Below are 17,384 nucleotides of genomic sequence, written 5' to 3'. Positions count from 1 at the left end.
CGTAATCTTTGATGTTGTAACATTTACGTATAAAATAGGATAAGATACACTACCAAAGTATCAATTCTTCCTGAAAACAAAGGGGGGGTGATATGGCTGGTAGTTTTTTTATGAAAGTAGGTTGATATAGCATGTTTACAGTAGAATCAAACACAAATTCGGTGACTCAAGGTAATAAGTCCTTTATTTTAAAGGGTGATATTTGTTTTAGTAGTGATTTGTCTCATGTAAAGACATATGAAAACCATTATTTAATTTGTGAAAATGGTGTAAGTGTTGGAGTTTTTAATGAGATTCCAGATAAATATAAAGAATTTCCATTGACGGATTACACTGGAAAATTAATCATTCCAGGTCTTGTTGATCTTCATATACATGCCTCCCAGTACCCATATCGTGGGCTAGGAATGGATTTAGAATTACTTGATTGGTTAGAAACACATGCTTTCCCAGAAGAAGCAAAGTATAAAGATATAGAATATGCGAAAAAAGCATATGAAATATTTGTAGAAGATGTGAAGCATTCTGCGACGACTCGATTATGTGCATTTGCAACGCTACATTCTAGTGCAACTACTATATTAATGGAAAAGCTAAATGAAATCGGTGTGAAAGCATTTGTAGGTAAAGTAAATATGGACCGTAATTGCCCAGAGTATTTAAGAGAGGAAAGTGCTTCCCACGCGGCAAAAGATACAGAACAATGGGTTTATGATACCATGAATGCGTTTGAAAATGTAAAACCGATTTTAACACCAAGATTCACACCAACGTGCTCGGATGATTTAATGAGAGAACTTGGAGATGTCCAAAAGAAGACAAAGGTTGGTATGCAATCACATTTATCTGAAAATCTAGGTGAAATTCAATGGGTTAAGGAGTTATGTCCAAATACAGAATTTTATGGAGAGGCATATCATCAATTTGGACTCTTTGGTGGTGAGTGCGATACAATAATGGCACATTGTGTCTATTCTAATGAAGATGAAATGAAACTGATGAAGGACAATAAAGTTATGGTGGCAATTTGTCCTCAGTCAAATACCAACATTGCATCGGGAATTGCCCCTACCAGAAAATACTTAGAATTTGGATTGAGACTTGGACTAGGAAGTGATATTGCTGGTGGTAGTTCCTTATCAATGTTTCGAGCAATGACAGATGCAATCCAGTGTTCTAGACTATATTGGAGATTAATTGATCAATCTGCAGAACCATTAAAAGTAGAAGAAGCCTTTTATCTTGGCACCATGGGTGGAGGAGAATATTTTGGTAAAGTAGGTTCCTTTTTACCAGAATATGAGTTTGATGCAGTTATTATTGACGATAGTTCAATTAAACATCCTCAACCACTTACTTTAAAAGAGCGTTTAGAAAGAGTGATTTATCTTTCTGATGATCGTAATGTAGTTGGAAAATATGTAGCAGGTGTAAAAGTTTTATAGAAAATAATAATTTAAATAAGGTTGCTTTTGAAACAATCTTATCCTTATATATAAATAATATGTGAAGAAGCTGTTATAAAATAGAATTTTATATGTTTTTCTAATTTTTTTGCCTGAAGAAATAAGCTTGTTAATCTTGTATGTAAGGAAGAGTATGTACAAAATATAAGTTTATGCAGTAGCAAAAACAAGAGAAAATCCGTATGAAATATATCTATTTTTAACAGCTTCTTATTTCGTATAAGTTTGTAGTATTAATATATGCAGAGATTTACCATAAAAATGGAGAATACGGTCAAATAAATGGTAAAAAAATCAAAAAATTATCAAAAAACATATTGACAGAATAAAAATGATTCGATATATTAAAATCAAAAAATGATGAAAAAGGTGGAAAAATGTTTCAGAGAAAGTTGGAAAGTAAATCAGGGGCTGCTATGTTAATTGCCTTAATTTTTCTTTTACTTTGTTCCATGGCCGGCTCTGTTGTATTGGCTGCATCTTCTACATCATCAGGTCGATTAAGTAATTTAAAAAAGAATGAACAGTCTTATTATACGTTATCATCCGCTGCGAAATTGTTAAAAAAAGAAATAGAAGGAGAAAAATACTCCAGATATCAGATTTTTTTACAAGATGAAGCGCAACCAATCGATGAGGATTATAATGAGAAACCTCAAAATGAGCTAAAAGATCTTTTACAAAAAGCAGCAGACTACATTTATGACGCGAATGAGAATGCAGTAGATGCTACATATGTTGATACATTAACGATAGAAACTTCTGATACGAACATAAGTGAGGTACAGGCAGAGTTTACGATGGATGCATTTTATAATATTACTATTGTACTATCACTAGAGAATTCTACTTGTATTTACAAGGTTCCAGCAGTTCTTTCTGAAAATCAGAGAGAGACTTTATTTATGGATGAAGTCTTAACAGGAAATGAATACGGAATAAAACGCACAACCACATTAATGTGGACAGGCGGACAAATTGAAATGGATTGATTTACTATAGGTAGGAAAGCTATGAATAAAATAAGTGAAAAGGTAAAGGACGTAAGAGGAGAAACGCTGGCAGAGGCATTGCTTGCTTCGTTACTCGCAGGAATCGCACTTTTAATTCTGGCATCTATGATTATGGTTTCTCATCGCATGATTGATAAGAGTAGCGAAACGATCGAAGCGTTTTATGGTGATATCAATAATATAGAAAAACAAGAGGGACCTTGTAATGAGGGAACGGTTGTTATAAAAAGTAAAAATACTCCGGAAAAGGAGATAAAGATCGAAGTTAAAATATTTAAAATAACAGATGGTAGCCTTGCAGCCTATACAAAATAACAGATTGGTAGTCATGCAGGAAGTGATAAAATGATGAAAAAATTAAAATCACAAGATGGATTTAGTTTATCAGAAATGATGTTGGCAGTATTGATTATTGCACTTACAATGGGGTTTATCGGTGGCGGTATTACAGTAGTTAAAGATGCTTACTTAAGAATTACTTTAAGAGCAGAAGCACAAACACTGTTGTCCACTGCGGTGTCAGCGATATCTGTGGAGCTTAGAAATGCTGATGAAATTCAAGAACAAATTTCGGAATCAGGTGAGAGTACATATTGGACATTTTATAATGTTCAAAGAGGTTATAGAATTTATTTTGAACCCATGCAAGAGACCGTGCAAGATAATATTTACATAAGAACGGTTGAAGATTCTTCCTCTATTATTCCACTATTAACAGAGCTTACGAAAACCAACGGTTTGGTTCCCACAATAAAAAATTTAGAGTATAAAGATCAAGTATTTACATATACAATAATTATTTCTTATAAGAATGAGATATACGCAGAACAAACGATAAATGTACGCCCTATGAATGCAATTTGATGTAATCTATATAGATTATTGTTAGGTTTTATTTAAAGAAGGTGTTATATGAAAAACAAACGTTTAGGAGAAATGCTGATAGATTTAAAGCTAATTACCGAAGATGATTTAACGGAAGCTTTAAAATTGCAGAAAGGTTCAGGAAAAAGGCTAGGAACTGTTCTTATTGAAAACGGTTTCATAACAGAAGGCCAACTAATAGAAATGCTTCGTATGCAGCTAGGTATCGAATTTATTGATTTAACGAAGGTAAATATCGATCCAGAGGTTGTTAATGTTCTTTCAAAGAATTTAGCTAAAAAACATGGGATTATTCCAGTTCGAGTAGAAAAAGATGTTTTATATCTGGCAATGGAAGACCCGCTAAATTTTATGGCAGTGGAAGCAACTAGAGTTGCCACAAGAAAGAAAATTGTGCCTATGATTACAACAGCTGCGGGGATTGCTAGGGCATATAATATTTTATATGAAAATGAAGGTGCTGTTAAGGCTATGGCGCAGATGCGTCAAGAAGGCGGTTTTAATACGAATACGGAAACACAAATTCCAGATCAAGACTTAGATGATGTGAATGCAGCGCCTACTGTACGCCTTGTGAATTCTATTATAGAACGTGCTTTAACAGAAAGAGCCAGTGATATTCACATTGAACCAGGAAATGAAGAGATGAATGTTCGTATCAGAGTCGATGGTAGATTAATGAAAATTCTAACCATCCCGAAGGAACTTCAACAGGTAGTTATCTCACGTTTAAAAGTTATTGGACAGATGGATATTGCTGAAAGGCGTGTGCCACAGGACGGTAGAGCAGCTATGAAAATAAAAGGTCAAGAAGTAGATTTACGTTTGTCTACATTACCTACTATTTTCGGCGAAAAAGTGGTTATCCGTATTCTCCTTAAAGATCAATCAATGCTTACAAGAGAAGGGATTGGTCTTAACAATAAAAACGGAGAAAAATTTGAAAGGTTGTTAAAAAACAACAGTGGAGTAATTCTAATTGTAGGTCCTACAGGAAGCGGTAAGTCTTCTACTATGTATACAATGATTAGTGAGCTAAAATCAGAGGCAGTGAATTTAATCATGCTTGAAGATCCTGTGGAATATCAGATGGAAGGTGTTACTCAGGTACAGATTAATGAAAAAACAGGTATGACTTTTGCAAGTGCTCTACGATCCGTTCTTCGTCAGGATCCAGATATTATCGGTGTAGGTGAGATTCGTGATGGTGAAACAGCTGAAATCGCTATGAGAGCAGCCATGACAGGCCATCTAGTTATTTCTACAATACATACAGAAGATGCTATTTCTGCACTGGATCGACTAAAAGATATGGGTGTAGAACCATATTTGATTGCTGGTGGTGTTAGAGGAATCATTTCTCAGCGTTTGGTAAGAAGGGTATGTGGAAACTGTAGACAAGAAGAAGAACCAACTGACTTACAAAGAGATTTGTTAGGTATTTCTACAACAGACAAACGAATTTTCTATAAAGGAACTGGTTGCCATATGTGCTTTGATAGCGGTTATACTGGACGAATTGGCGTATTTGAGATTTTACAATTAAATCAGAGAATACGTGACTGTATTACAGAAGAAAGACCAAGATCAGAGCTTCGACAAATCATTGCAGAATCTGGTTTTGAATCAATGATGCAAAGTGGTTTAGTCCTTGCAGAAAAGGGAATAACAAGTCTTGAAGAGCTTTGTAGGACAATCAGTATTGTGGAGTGATGAGATATGAGTATAGAAGAACTTATTTTAAAGGCAAAAGAAGATGGCGCATCGGATATTCATCTCGTGTGCGGACTTCCTCCAAAATATAGATTAAATGGAGAATTGGCCAATATGTCTTTCCAGCCACTCTCCTCCTTGGAGTGTGAAACATATGCAAAAGAACTTGCTGGTAAGGAATATGAAAAGATAGAAGAAATCGGAGAACTAGACTTAGCTAGAACCTTAGCAGGAGAGCGTGTTCGAATCAATCTTTTTAGACAGCAGGGAAATGTATCGGCGGTACTTCGTATCTTAAGTAGTAAAATTCCAAGACTAGAGGAATTAGGGCTGCCACCTGCAGTGAGTGAATTTAGCTCATGGAAAAAGGGAATTGTACTCGTAACTGGTGAGACTGGAAGCGGTAAATCAACAACTCTTGCAGCTATTTTAAATGAAATCAATCATACGAGAAATGTACATATTATTACGTTGGAAGACCCAGTAGAGTACATTTATACTCCAGATAAATCGGTTATTAATCAAAGAGAAATTGGGACAGATACTAGAAGTTATGCCGATGGATTACGCGCTATTTTAAGAGAGGACCCAGACATCATATTAATTGGGGAAATGCGTGATCAAGATACGATAGAAATTGCTTTAACGGCAGCAGAAACTGGACATCTTGTATTTGCTACTTTACATACAAATTCAGCACCGGATTCCATTGACCGAATTGTCGGTTCTTTCCCAGGAGAGAAACAACAACAGGTGAGAATGGAACTGTCCACTTGTTTAAGGGCAGTAGTATCCCAGCAGCTTTTACCAAAGAAAATGGGAAAAGGTCGTGCGGCAGCATGTGAAGTTATGATTGTAAATCCGGCAATTAGAAATCTAATTCGTGAAGGAAAAACACCTCAGATGTTTTCAGCTATGCTAAGTGGAGCAGCAGAGGGAAGCGTAACTATGGATAATGCATTGATTAAAATGGTTAGAGAAAGAGTGATTGATACCGAGACGGCATTAGATGCTGCTCATGATCGAGAATATATCAGGAAAAACTTTAGATAAATAACAAATGAAGGGAGGGGCATAAACTGAATACTTATCAGTATAAAGCATTGTCTGCTAATGGTGCAAAAGTGAACGGTGTTGTGGAAGCAATAGATGAATATGCGGCGGTAGCTCAAATTAAAACCACTTGTAGCATTGTTCTTGATATTAAGCCAGTAAAAGAAAGAAAAGGCATTCTTTCTATGGAAATAGGAAAACCAAAAGTGGATTATAAGGCATTATCTGTCATGTGTTCACAGTTTTCTATTATTTTAAAATCAGGTGTTTCTATTGATACTTGTATGTCCTTAATTAGTAAACAAGTCAATAATAAGCTTTTGAAAAAAGTATTGGAAAAGTCTGCAGAAGACGTTTCAAAAGGACATAGCATTGCCTCTAGCTTTGAAAAAAACTGTCCATATCTACCTGCTACATTTATTGAAACTGTTCGTGCAGGTGAAGAATCTGGAACCTTAGAGCATTCTTTTGAAACACTATATAAATATTATGATAAGTCCTTTAAGACGAAACAGAAGATAAAACAGGCTATGTCCTACCCAATTTTCGTATTAATTGTGGCAATCATTGTACTGGCAGTGGTAATGGTCCAGGTTATTCCTACTATAGCATCTACATTTGTTGAATTAGATGGTGAAATGCCTGCTATGACTAAAGTATTGATAAACTTATCTGAATTTACTAGAAAGAATATCTGGTGGATTGCACTTGTTATATTATTTATTGTAATATCATTAAAATTATATTTTAATACGGAAAAAGGAAGAATCCTTTGGAATAAAATCAAGTTAAAGGCTCCAGTGATTGGAAACATTGCTTTATTAAGCGGAGCAGGTCAGTTCGCTAACACGATGACCACGCTTTTAGCCGCAGGACTTAGTGTTAGTCGTTCCCTAGAAGTAACCGGAAAAGTTATGGAAAATTATTTGATGCAACAAGAAATATCTAGAATGACAGGAAGCATTGAAGAGGGAAAGCGACTTGGTGATTGCATGAAGAAAAGTGAGTATTTTCCAGATGCACTTACGGAGATGTGTGCCATTGGTGAAGAGACCGGTGAATTAGAGCTAACACTTGAAACTATTGGTACTTATTATGATAACGAGGCACAGTATGCCACGACAAAAGCGATACAAAAGCTTGAGCCAACTATTTTGATATTAATGGCATTGTTTGCTGGTTTTATTGTTATTGCGATTTATCTACCAATGTTTACTATGTATGATTTAATGTAAGGTGTAGATAGAAAGATAAATGTTATTTAGAATCAATGAGTGGTATATTGCAACCCGTACTGCTCTTGAGATAGATATATAGATACATAGATTCATATGAAGAAAGGATGATTTATATGCTAAAGAATAAATTAAAAGATACATTAAAGAATAAGAAAGGTTTTACACTTGCAGAGTTATTAATTGTAGTTGCAATTATTGCTATTTTAGTGGCAATTTCTGTGCCAATATTTACTGGTAAGTTAGAAAGTGCCAAACAATCAACGGATAAGGCAAATGAAAGAGCAGCTAAGGCAGCGGCAGTAAATAAATATTTAGATAATCAGGAAAAAAATACTTATTATTATGATGCAGAGAATGGAATCTTAGTTGGAAAAGAAAAAAAAGACACTATAAAAGCTTATGGTCAATCAGCTAAATATCCAGAAGGTACGGATGGAAATACAGCTAAAGGAAATATTATTGAAGTAAATATAAGCGCAGAAGGTGAAGTTAAAATCACATGGGTTACTCCAGACAGCAGTGCTACATCTACACCTACACCTACACCTGGTCAATAGTTATAATAATTAATTCAATATATAAATTTATTACAAAATAGAGACATATAATATTCCAAAATCAAAAGGAAAACTTGATTATGTCCAATAAATTCCTTGTGATTTAGGCCATAGGGTTGCGGCCTAATCACAAGAAAAAAATATTTGAATTTTTCCTGATTGCCTGTCAAACGGACAATCAGGAAAGTTTCAAATGAGGGGAATTAATTAATAACAACATTTTTCAATAAATGAAAGTGAGATGAAAGTATTCATTAAATACAATCGATGAAAGGATTCGAATCAAATGCTACATATGGATGTTTTTATTACAGTTTATATTTTATTCATAACAGCAGCGTTTGGAGCTGTATTTGGTAGCTTTATTAACTGTATGGCGTGGCGTATTGTTCATAAAGAGAATGTATTAAAAGGAAGAAGTCACTGTACGTCATGTGGACATGAATTGCGGATGGCTGATATGATTCCCGTTTTTAGTTATATATTACTAAAAGGGAGATGCAAATACTGTAAATCAAAAGTCTCCGTGCGATATATGTTAACGGAGATTTTTCTAGCTCTAGTTTTTGTTAGCGTTGTGTTAAAGTATGATATTAGTATCTTAACGCTACGATATCTTGTTCTTGCATGTATCTTATTAGGTTTATCATTAGTAGATTTAGATAGTTATGAGATTCCAAACGGATTTATTACTGCTGGTATATTCTGGTGGTTGGTTACGCTACCATTTTTAGAAGAGTCTATTACAAAACAATTAGTAACAGGATTGATTGGAGGAACTGCAATCGGTGGAGGCATTCTTCTCCTCTCTCTTATGATGGATAAGGTGTTAAAAAAAGAGAGCATGGGTGGAGGAGACATTAAGCTATTTTTTATGCTAGGGCTTTATATGGGGCCTGCCTTAAGTCTTTTAAATCTGATTATTTCTTGTTTTGTTGGATTAATTTTGGTTGTACTTTTAAGAAAGAATAAGATTCCTTTCGGACCAGCCATTGCAGGGGCCTCATGGGTTACATTGTTATTTGGAACGGATATTGTAAGCTGGTATCTGGGATTGTTTGTATAAGTATCTGTTGGGAAAGGAAGTAGTAAATGATAAAAACATATTTAGGAATTGAAATAGGAAATTTCGTAATTAAATTTGCAGTATGTTCAGATAATAAGGTAAAAGACTTTGTGGTTGAACGGTTGCCAGATAATATTGTAAGAGATGGAAATATTGTATCCTGGGAAGTAATGACCGATTTTATTAAAGAAAATTTGAAAAAGCATCGTATTTCTTGTAAATATGCTGCAGTCGTATTGCCTGAGAGCAGTACATATGTTAGAAGAATTCTCTTACCATATATGACCGTGGATCAATTACAATTTAATCTACCTTACGAATTTCATGATTTTATTACTGAAGAAAAAGATCAATATTTTTATGATTATGCCGTTGTTGGAATGGTAGAAGAGGAGAAGAACGGGAAAATATCAAAAAGTATGGATCTTATGGCCGCGGCAGTATCAAAAGAAACTATTGAAAAATACAGGTATATGTTAAAACGTTGTGGCCTTAAATTAAAGGTGGCAGCACCAGAATCTTCCGCTTATCAAAATGTTATTAGGAAACACTTAGAACATACTAAGCCAGAAAAACCGGGAGATTATGCATTACTTAATATTGGTCATGATGCTGTATCTCTATGGATTTTTACAGATGGAATATACGAGACAGGAAAAAAGATTGAACTAGGTCTTGGAGCTGTTACTAAGGTAATTGCAGAAACTCTTGGAGTGGATGAACATATAGCCGAAATATATAAGCATGAAAATCATAACAATGTGATATATTCAGAAGAATGTGTTGCTATTTATGGTCAGATTGCTTGGGAAGTTATGCGAGTAATTAACTTCTTTAATTACAATCATCCAAGTAATACACTGGATACTCTATATTGTTGTGGCGGTGGAGTAAAGATTGAGCCTTTGATGGAAATACTGGGTGATACATTGGACTTAAAAGTAAAAAGTATTGATGAGTTATTTGATGGGATCATTGAAAATAAAGATGCAATGGTGCTTGGTGCAGCAGCAGTGGGAATTACATGGAATTAGGAGGGTGTAAGTGTGATACAAATTACAAAACCAAAATATCCAGTGAAGCAGACAATAAACCTTGCAATACAGAAGAAAAATAGGTTGAAAACAAGCATTCAGCTTGGAAGCTTTGTATTATTTCTTTTAGTTCTTGCTGTTTTTGTAAAATTTGCGGTGATTGATAGAATAAATGCTGCAGTTGAAGCAGAACGTCTTTACAAGGAAACTCAAAAGCAGATTGAGTTATTGCAAGAGAAAACAAAAGAGTATGACGAAGTTTTAAAAGCATATCGTATTTATACAAATGCATTTTATAATGAATCAGAGGCTGCGGAGTTAGATCGTTTGGATATTATTAGCTTTGTTGAAAATTGTGTTTTAGACAAGGCGGACATTCGAAATATTAATATAGCAGACAGTATGCTTACCATTGCTCTTGAAAACACAAACTTACCTTCTGTGTCTGAGATTGTAGCAGCAATTGAAGAAGATGAAAGGGCAGTTTATGTAACCGTAACTACTGCTGCAAATGGTAATAATCAAAAACAAAATAAAACCGTTTCAGCTAATATAGTGATAAGGCTGAAATCTGGAGGTGAAGAATAAATGAGCAGAAAATTTACGGTAAAGGAAAACATTCTTCTGCTGATATGTGCATGCTTATTTCTTGGAATCTTTTATTACCAAGCAGTATGGAAAAGCACTGCGAAAATGATGGAAACGTACAATGTGATTAATTTAGAAGATGAGCTTTTGGCAGTGCAGTTAAAGGCACAAAAATTGATACAGATGCAAAAAGTGCTAAAGGAAAACGAGGGACAATCTGGCGGACTCCTTTTAGATTATAATAATCTTGAAAATGAAATAACAGAAATAAATAGTATTTTATCTAAGGCTAAAACGTTTAATTTAAACTTTGATAATGCGACAACGGATGGAAGTATTGTACGACGCAATATTAATATCACCTTTACGACTGGAGATTATGATACAGCAAAAGAAATGATTCAATCTTTGAAAAATTGTAAATATAAATGTTTGATAAGAGATGTTAATCTGTCAGCGACAGAGGGCGGATTACAAACTTCGAAGAATATTAATGTAAGTTTACAAGTGACATTCTTTGAAGGTGTGTCTGATTCAGTATCAAGCGCAGGTCTACAAGAAATAAAGTCAGAGAATTAATAATAGATAAAAGCTTACAGCACAATCTAAGTGCAGTTAGTGGAGGTTATATTATTGATATACATAAAAAATAAGAACGAAATGAAATGTAAAAATAAAAAAAATGCAGGATTTACCTTAGCTGAACTGCTGATTGCAGTAGGGATTCTATCTATATTGCTATCTATAGGAATGGTTGGTGTTGCGCATTACCAGAAAAGCCTTAAGCTTATGGAAATGGATGCTACCGCACGTGAAATATTTGTAGCAGCTCAGAATCATATGACAGCATCAAAAGCTTCCGGAACATGGAAAAGTCTTGAGAAACAACATGACGATAATGCAGATGGATATTTTGGGAGTAAGATGACGGAAAAACCATCTGATTATCCAGCAGGAGAAGTATGGGCTGAAAATGATGGGCTACATGAATACTACTACATTGTATACGATGGTGAAAAAGATAGTTTGAAAAATACTATTTTAGAAACTATTTTACCCTTAGGTGCAATTGATGAAAAAGTTCGTAGTGAAGGATTTTATGTTATCGAATATGATTATCTAACAGCAACGGTGTATGGCGTATTTTATACAGACGACCTTAATAAATGCACTTATGAAAATGATATCATGGGAGCCAACGGACTTGATAAAACAAATGGCCGTGATAATTCTTCCACAGGAAAGCAAATAAGAAAGAATTATAAAAATGAACATGGTAATGTAATTATTGGATATTATGGTGGAGCAATCACAAAAACATTAAGTTCTACAGAGCTTGATCCCGTTGAGATTCAGGTGGATAATGCAGATGTGCTTAAAGTTACAATAACTGACTCGAATTATTGGAAAAGAGTGAATGGACAGGAAGTTAAGAGTCAAATTTCTGTAACAGTAACAGGTGAAGAGAGTCAAGCCTCTGTGACAAAATCCTTTGAGTATGACGAGTTAGGAACGGGCTCTATTTCACGAGAAGAATGGTGGTCCGCTAAAAAGGAAAATGATAAGGTGAAATATACCCTTATTCTAGATGACATTACTAGACAAGGTGGACATTTTGCTGATATTTTCCCTGATTTAATTCCTGGTGAAAATATTATTATAACAGTAGAGGTTTTTAGTAACCAAGTATTATGTAAAGCTGTTAAATCCCAGGCATATACCAATAGTCTGTTTGAAGCAAATTATGAATATACAGTGAACGGAAAAACTGCTTCTAAAGTGACAATAGGAAACGTTAGACATTTACAAAATTTAAGTCCGGAAGTTTCTAATTTACCTAGTAATCTAACGCTTAATAACAACAAAAATATAAATAGAATTGTAGATAGGGCAGAACAGACATCATCCATTGATTGGAATTCTTTTATGCCAAATGGTAAAAAAGAAAATATAGTTATTTATGCATATGATGGGAATGTAATGCAACAAAAGGAATTGGCGAGAGATAAATTTTACGGAATTACCAATCTTGCTTTAATTGAATATGAAGGAAATGGTCACCAATTAAGCAATTTTACTCTTATGGAAAATGAAACTGGTAATGTGGGACTATTTTCACAGATTGGAACAGATGTATTGCCACAGACTTTTGCAGCTAAAAATCTTGTTTTGAATAATTTTGTTTCTGTAAATAGCAAAAATGTAGGAAATGCTGGTACTCTTGTTGGAACGGTAAGTGAAGATGGACATTTTACAGGGCAGAATATAACTGTGATAAACTCTACTGTGAAAGCATCTGGTAATGGAATCGCAGGAGGGCTTGTAGGTGAACTTAACAATGGAAATCTAGAAAATTGTGCTATTTATTTAACGGATGATGAAGTTGATGCTACTAAAATTACAGCAGCAGAAAAATATGAGTTAGGTGCTTTTAATCAGAAAAAGAATCAGATCGGTAACAAATTCATGGTTTTTGCTTCAAATGGGGTCGCAGGTGGCCTCGTAGGAAAGACGGTGAATACAAGCATAATAGATTCCTTTGCGTCAGTCCCAGTAGTAGCTGGTGATGGTGGAATATCTGGTGGCTTAATCGGTGTGAATGATGGTGCTACACAAAATGAAACACTAATTAAAAATAGCTATGCAGGAGGATATACAAAGAATGGCCAGTATTCAGAATTCTTTGGAGCAACAGCATTAGGAAGTACAGGGATTGCTGGTGGTTTTATAGGGAAAGATGGGGCTTATAACACAGTAATTATGAACTGTTTTTCAACACTTTCCGTTTATGGTAATTTAACAGGAGGATTCACTGGAAAGATAGATGCTGGAGTGAATACGTATACCAATTGTTATTCCATCGGTAAGGTTGAAGGCATCAGTGGAAATTCTAAAAGAGGTGCGTTTATCGGTAGTGTAGAAACAGCAGCTACAGTTACTGCGAAGCAGTGCTATTTTCTAAAAGACAGCAATAGTGATTTAAAACCAACGATATCAGATGTTTATGGTTATGATTATGATGGAATGATAAACGCTGTATATGATGAGAGTAAATCAGTAGTTTTAAGTGTAAGTGGACGAGCAGGTAATGATAATGAAAATGCTGAAGTTTACAGTTATGATCAAACGCTAGAAGCTATATCCTATCCTTTTAGGCTTGTTAACAATACTGCAGCTAAGAAGGTTGGATCTGAGAAAGTTTATTACGGAGACTGGCCACTTAAGATTGAAAACGCAAATGAGCATGATTTTGATTTTGGAATTATTTATTATGAAAAGTTATTAGATGATTCAACTTTTTATTATCATGGTTGGGTAAGTAAAGAAAGTGACAATCCTGATAATAGAGATAATTATGAAGAAGTAAAAACCCAAAAAGAAGGTCTTAGCAATGGTTTAGAGCTAAGTAAGGGCAAGTATGTGGAAGAGGATGGATATTTGATTTTACTTCCTGAAGATGTAGATTTAGAATCTTTGTACTATACAGATTGGGGAACTTCAATCAAAGAAATTGTGAAAGAAAGAAAAGACTTGAATCTTCCTGAAGAATTCAAGGGCTTCATAGCTTATGAGTTTCTTGGTGAAGCTTCCTTTAATCTTGGTCAGAAGGGAACTTTAAGTTTTTATAGGGGTAAGCAAAATGAACATCCAAAAAGAAAAATTGCTTATTTTTCTTTTACACCATATTTTGCGGATTCAGTACAACCTATGAAAGAGGGAGTAAAAGATACAACATACTATATTCGTTCTACTCGTCAATTGGTAAATTTGCAACAGTTGGAATCATTTACTATTTGGGATCAAGCAATAAATAATTATTTTATTCAGAATATGGATATAAGTTTTATAAAGGTGAGAAATTATCTATTTAGTGATTCCATTAGTAAATTTAGAGTAAAAGAGTATGAATCTCAACATTATCCAGATAATAGTGGAACTTATACAATTCAGGGGATGAATGTAACGATGTTTGGTTATATTTTCCCAAATACAGTAGTAAAAGGTATTACTTTAACTGATGTACAAATCTATTCAACTGATTTAGAGATAGCAGCTTTAGCACGCTTTAATGAAGGAATTATTGAAGGATGCAGTATACGTTCAAGTATAAATTCTCCATCTGGGTATGAAAGTGTTGTAATCGAAGGATATGGTAAAGCTTCTGGTTTAGTTTTTACAAACCAAGGTACGATAAGAAATTCTTATATGACTGGAACAGTTAAGGGGGATTCAGTGAGTGGATTTGTTGATACTAACAGAGGTAGCATTGAAAATTGTTATGTTAATGGAATATTAACAGGAATTACTCAAACATCTGGTTTTTTGAGATATAATAATGGTGGAAAGGTTCTAAACTGTTTTACGATAGGCTCAGTAGAAAGTACTGGAGATTCTAGTATCTCTTATGCATTTGGTAATAACAATGATGAAGGAATAATTGAAAATTGTTATTCCGCATTATTCAAACTTTCAGGGAAACAGATTTATCGATTTGGAACTAGCGGTAAAAATAATCCACTTCGTAATTGTACATGGTTAGACAATAACTATATAGAAGGTGAAGTACAGTTTGGGGATATTTATAATCTTTATGAACAAGGAAAACCAATCGATTATGACGAATTAGCGAAATACGGGACAAGTCCACAAACATATAAGTATTACAGTGGCTATAAAAATGCTGATAATGATAAAAAGAACACTGTATATCCATTCCAATTACTATCCACAGAGGATGCGTATGTCAAAATGCAATTCTGGGGCGATTGGCCGGCAAGGGATACTCAAACAATGGAATACGCGGATGACCAGGAAACGGATAATTCTTCTTTAAACGCCGGGCTAATTTACTACGAGCTTATTGATGGCAAATTATACTATCACGGATATTTGACAGAAGCATGTGCTGATGATGAAACGCCAGAGTACCAAGAAATTTTTACACCTGGTTTTGAATTAACAAATGGTCTGTTGGAAGAAAGTGGTAAATATGTAACGGAAGAAGGTTATATGATTTTAATACCGAAAGATAAAGAGGTTAGTACGCTCGGTATTTCGTTTGGCAATGAGAATACATACAAACTAGAAAACCTTACAGAGAAAGTCAGTGAAGATTTACAGAATCAACTTTCAGAAATTGGTGAATTTGAAGCCTATTACGTTATCCAAGAAAATATACCGCAACACTTATATGAATATCAGGCGGTTTTAGTTCAGATTGGAAATAATCTTGGACAAGCTGATGATATTGTTATTGACTCAAAAACTGCTAGATTAAGTTTTCAACCATTGTATGGGGATACTGTTAAGCATATGGATGCTAAGCAAAGTATCTTTTACATTCGATCTCCAAGGCATTTGAACAATATTGCAAAGGAAGAGTCTAGTGCTTCATATACTTTTATACAAAGTGCAGATATAACATTTGTGAAAGGAAAGGTTCCTTATACGAATAGAGGCAAGAGTTGTGATGATTATATATTCACAGAAAGTATAAATAATTTTAGATCAAATTATGAATCTAAAACATATAAGCTTGAAGATAATACGTATGGATATGTAATTGAAGCATTGGATAAACAATTGTTCCAAACGATTGAAAGTGAGAGTGAAATAAAAGGTATTACGTTAATAAATACAAATGCATCATTTGCAGAAAATAACAAGGGTATCATTGAAAGTTGCTCTATTCGCCCAGATGTAGAAGGAGAAGACGGATATAGTAAAGTGCAGATTAAAAATCAATATGGATTTTTAGCAATTAATCAAGGCATGATCATAAATTGCTATGTCTCAGGAACTGTTATTGGTAACAGAGTCGATGCTGATGTAGAGGGAGAAGAAGAGGCAGTTATTAGCGGTTTTGTCTTTGAAAATTATGGCTTAATTGAATCCTGTTATGCCAATGTGACCGTATCAACTGAAGATGGCGAAGAAGTTAGTGGATTTTGTTATAGAAACTTAGGAACCATCAAAAATAGTCACTCTCTTGGAGTAGCAGCCAGTACAAATACAGTGTATGGATTTCTTGGAGTTGCAGATTCATCAAAAGAAATAAGTAATTGTTATTCTGCAATGCTTAAACTAAGAGGAAATAAGATTTACATGTTTGGAAAGTCCTTGGCTGGTGAAAAAGGTAATATTAACAATTGTAGATGGTTAAAGATAGATCCACAATATATACAAGGTGATGTTCAATTTGAAAATGAGATAGGAACAGAGGCTAGTTATGAGAAATTACAGACTGTACAGACTGACAAAGAAGCGATAACTCATAAGTATAATAATATTAAATATGCAAATACAGATAGATCAAACAAGAGCTATCCCTTTGAATTAATAGCTACAAGTTCAGCTTATTTAAGTCTAGAACATTGGGGAGATTGGCCGATGCAATGGTTAGAAATGATATTTTAGTTCAAAGATATAAGTTTTATTGTGATTCAGACTGTTAATAAAGTAAGGATACAAAGGATAAGGATAATAAAAGAACAAAAGATAAAGAAAAACATAAAGGATAAAGAAAAATACAAAGGATAAAGAAACGTGCGAGGGACAAAGAAAAGAACAATAGGGTAAGAAAAAGCACAAAGGACAAAGAAAAGCACAAAGGACAAAGAAAAGCACAAAAGATAAGGAAAGTCACAACAGATAAAAAAAGAGTTCAAAAGTAATGAAAAACCAAAGATAAAAAAGGACACAAGAGATAAAATCAAAATGAACAAAAGCACAAATGTAAAATGAATAATTTCGCTTAAGTAACACATATTT

Annotated in this window: 13 protein-coding genes; all 13 read left to right on the top strand. The window is 34.2% G+C overall.

Annotation, left to right across the window (positions count from 1 at the left end; all coding sequences use genetic code 11):
* The first annotated feature begins 131 nt into the window (after positions 1–131).
* Positions 132–1,445: an amidohydrolase family protein gene (locus BN4220_RS17180; protein WP_066719381.1), complete on the top strand. Its 1,314-nt coding sequence runs from the start codon at positions 132–134 to the stop codon at positions 1,443–1,445.
* Between the two features lie 398 nt (positions 1,446–1,843).
* The gene (locus tag BN4220_RS17175) at positions 1,844–2,458 is read left to right on the top strand and encodes a hypothetical protein (protein ID WP_066719378.1); all 615 of its coding nucleotides are present in this window, start codon (positions 1,844–1,846) and stop codon (positions 2,456–2,458) included.
* A gap of 21 nt (positions 2,459–2,479) precedes the next feature.
* The gene (locus BN4220_RS17170) at positions 2,480–2,794 is read left to right on the top strand and encodes a hypothetical protein (protein WP_066719376.1); all 315 of its coding nucleotides are present in this window, start codon (positions 2,480–2,482) and stop codon (positions 2,792–2,794) included.
* A 30-nt stretch (positions 2,795–2,824) separates the two neighbouring features.
* Positions 2,825–3,343, top strand: coding sequence for a PulJ/GspJ family protein (locus BN4220_RS17165; protein ID WP_066719374.1), 519 nt, complete (start codon positions 2,825–2,827; stop codon positions 3,341–3,343).
* Positions 3,344–3,391: 48 nt separating this feature from the next.
* A complete protein-coding gene (locus tag BN4220_RS17160) occupies positions 3,392–5,077 on the top strand; it encodes a GspE/PulE family protein (protein WP_066719373.1) in 1,686 nt (561 codons plus the stop codon).
* Positions 5,078–5,083: 6 nt separating this feature from the next.
* Entirely contained in the window at positions 5,084–6,130 is a 1,047-nt protein-coding gene (locus tag BN4220_RS17155) for a type IV pilus twitching motility protein PilT (RefSeq protein ID WP_066719367.1), read from the top strand.
* Positions 6,131–6,180: 50 nt separating this feature from the next.
* Positions 6,181–7,365 carry a type II secretion system F family protein gene (locus tag BN4220_RS17150; RefSeq protein WP_066719362.1) on the top strand — a complete coding sequence of 395 codons (1,185 nt, stop codon included), beginning with the start codon at positions 6,181–6,183 and terminating at the stop codon, positions 7,363–7,365.
* Between the two features lie 116 nt (positions 7,366–7,481).
* The gene (locus BN4220_RS17145) at positions 7,482–7,925 is read left to right on the top strand and encodes a type II secretion system protein (protein ID WP_066719360.1); all 444 of its coding nucleotides are present in this window, start codon (positions 7,482–7,484) and stop codon (positions 7,923–7,925) included.
* A gap of 286 nt (positions 7,926–8,211) precedes the next feature.
* Complete coding sequence (locus tag BN4220_RS17140) at positions 8,212–8,991, top strand: prepilin peptidase (RefSeq protein WP_066719354.1); 780 nt, start codon at positions 8,212–8,214, stop codon at positions 8,989–8,991.
* Positions 8,992–9,017: 26 nt separating this feature from the next.
* On the top strand, positions 9,018–10,025 hold the full coding sequence (pilM, locus tag BN4220_RS17135) for a pilus assembly protein PilM (RefSeq protein WP_066719349.1): 1,008 nt from the start codon (positions 9,018–9,020) through the stop codon (positions 10,023–10,025).
* Between the two features lie 12 nt (positions 10,026–10,037).
* Positions 10,038–10,613 carry a hypothetical protein gene (locus BN4220_RS17130; RefSeq protein WP_066719346.1) on the top strand — a complete coding sequence of 192 codons (576 nt, stop codon included), beginning with the start codon at positions 10,038–10,040 and terminating at the stop codon, positions 10,611–10,613.
* Positions 10,614–11,192: a hypothetical protein gene (locus tag BN4220_RS17125; protein ID WP_066719343.1), complete on the top strand. Its 579-nt coding sequence runs from the start codon at positions 10,614–10,616 to the stop codon at positions 11,190–11,192. It abuts the gene before it with no gap.
* Between the two features lie 54 nt (positions 11,193–11,246).
* Complete coding sequence (locus tag BN4220_RS17120; protein ID WP_066719340.1) at positions 11,247–17,030, top strand: prepilin-type N-terminal cleavage/methylation domain-containing protein; 5,784 nt, start codon at positions 11,247–11,249, stop codon at positions 17,028–17,030.
* The last annotated feature ends 354 nt before the right edge of the window (positions 17,031–17,384 follow it).

The organism is Clostridium sp. Marseille-P299 (genome assembly GCF_900078195.1).
Classification (GTDB): Bacteria; Bacillota; Clostridia; order Lachnospirales; family Lachnospiraceae; genus Lachnoclostridium.
Note: the sequence above shows the minus strand (reverse complement) of the source record. Positions and strands in the feature narration are given on the sequence as shown.

Coding starts and splice junctions, on each gene's coding strand:
- BN4220_RS17180 (WP_066719381.1), top strand. CDS start 132: ATGTTTACAGTAGAATCAAACACAAATTCGGTGACTCAAGGTAATAAG.
- BN4220_RS17145 (WP_066719360.1), top strand. CDS start 7,482: ATGCTAAAGAATAAATTAAAAGATACATTAAAGAATAAGAAAGGTTTT.
- pilM (WP_066719349.1), top strand. CDS start 9,018: ATGATAAAAACATATTTAGGAATTGAAATAGGAAATTTCGTAATTAAA.
- BN4220_RS17140 (WP_066719354.1), top strand. CDS start 8,212: ATGCTACATATGGATGTTTTTATTACAGTTTATATTTTATTCATAACA.
- BN4220_RS17170 (WP_066719376.1), top strand. CDS start 2,480: ATGAATAAAATAAGTGAAAAGGTAAAGGACGTAAGAGGAGAAACGCTG.
- BN4220_RS17155 (WP_066719367.1), top strand. CDS start 5,084: ATGAGTATAGAAGAACTTATTTTAAAGGCAAAAGAAGATGGCGCATCG.
- BN4220_RS17160 (WP_066719373.1), top strand. CDS start 3,392: ATGAAAAACAAACGTTTAGGAGAAATGCTGATAGATTTAAAGCTAATT.
- BN4220_RS17165 (WP_066719374.1), top strand. CDS start 2,825: ATGATGAAAAAATTAAAATCACAAGATGGATTTAGTTTATCAGAAATG.
- BN4220_RS17175 (WP_066719378.1), top strand. CDS start 1,844: ATGTTTCAGAGAAAGTTGGAAAGTAAATCAGGGGCTGCTATGTTAATT.
- BN4220_RS17125 (WP_066719343.1), top strand. CDS start 10,614: ATGAGCAGAAAATTTACGGTAAAGGAAAACATTCTTCTGCTGATATGT.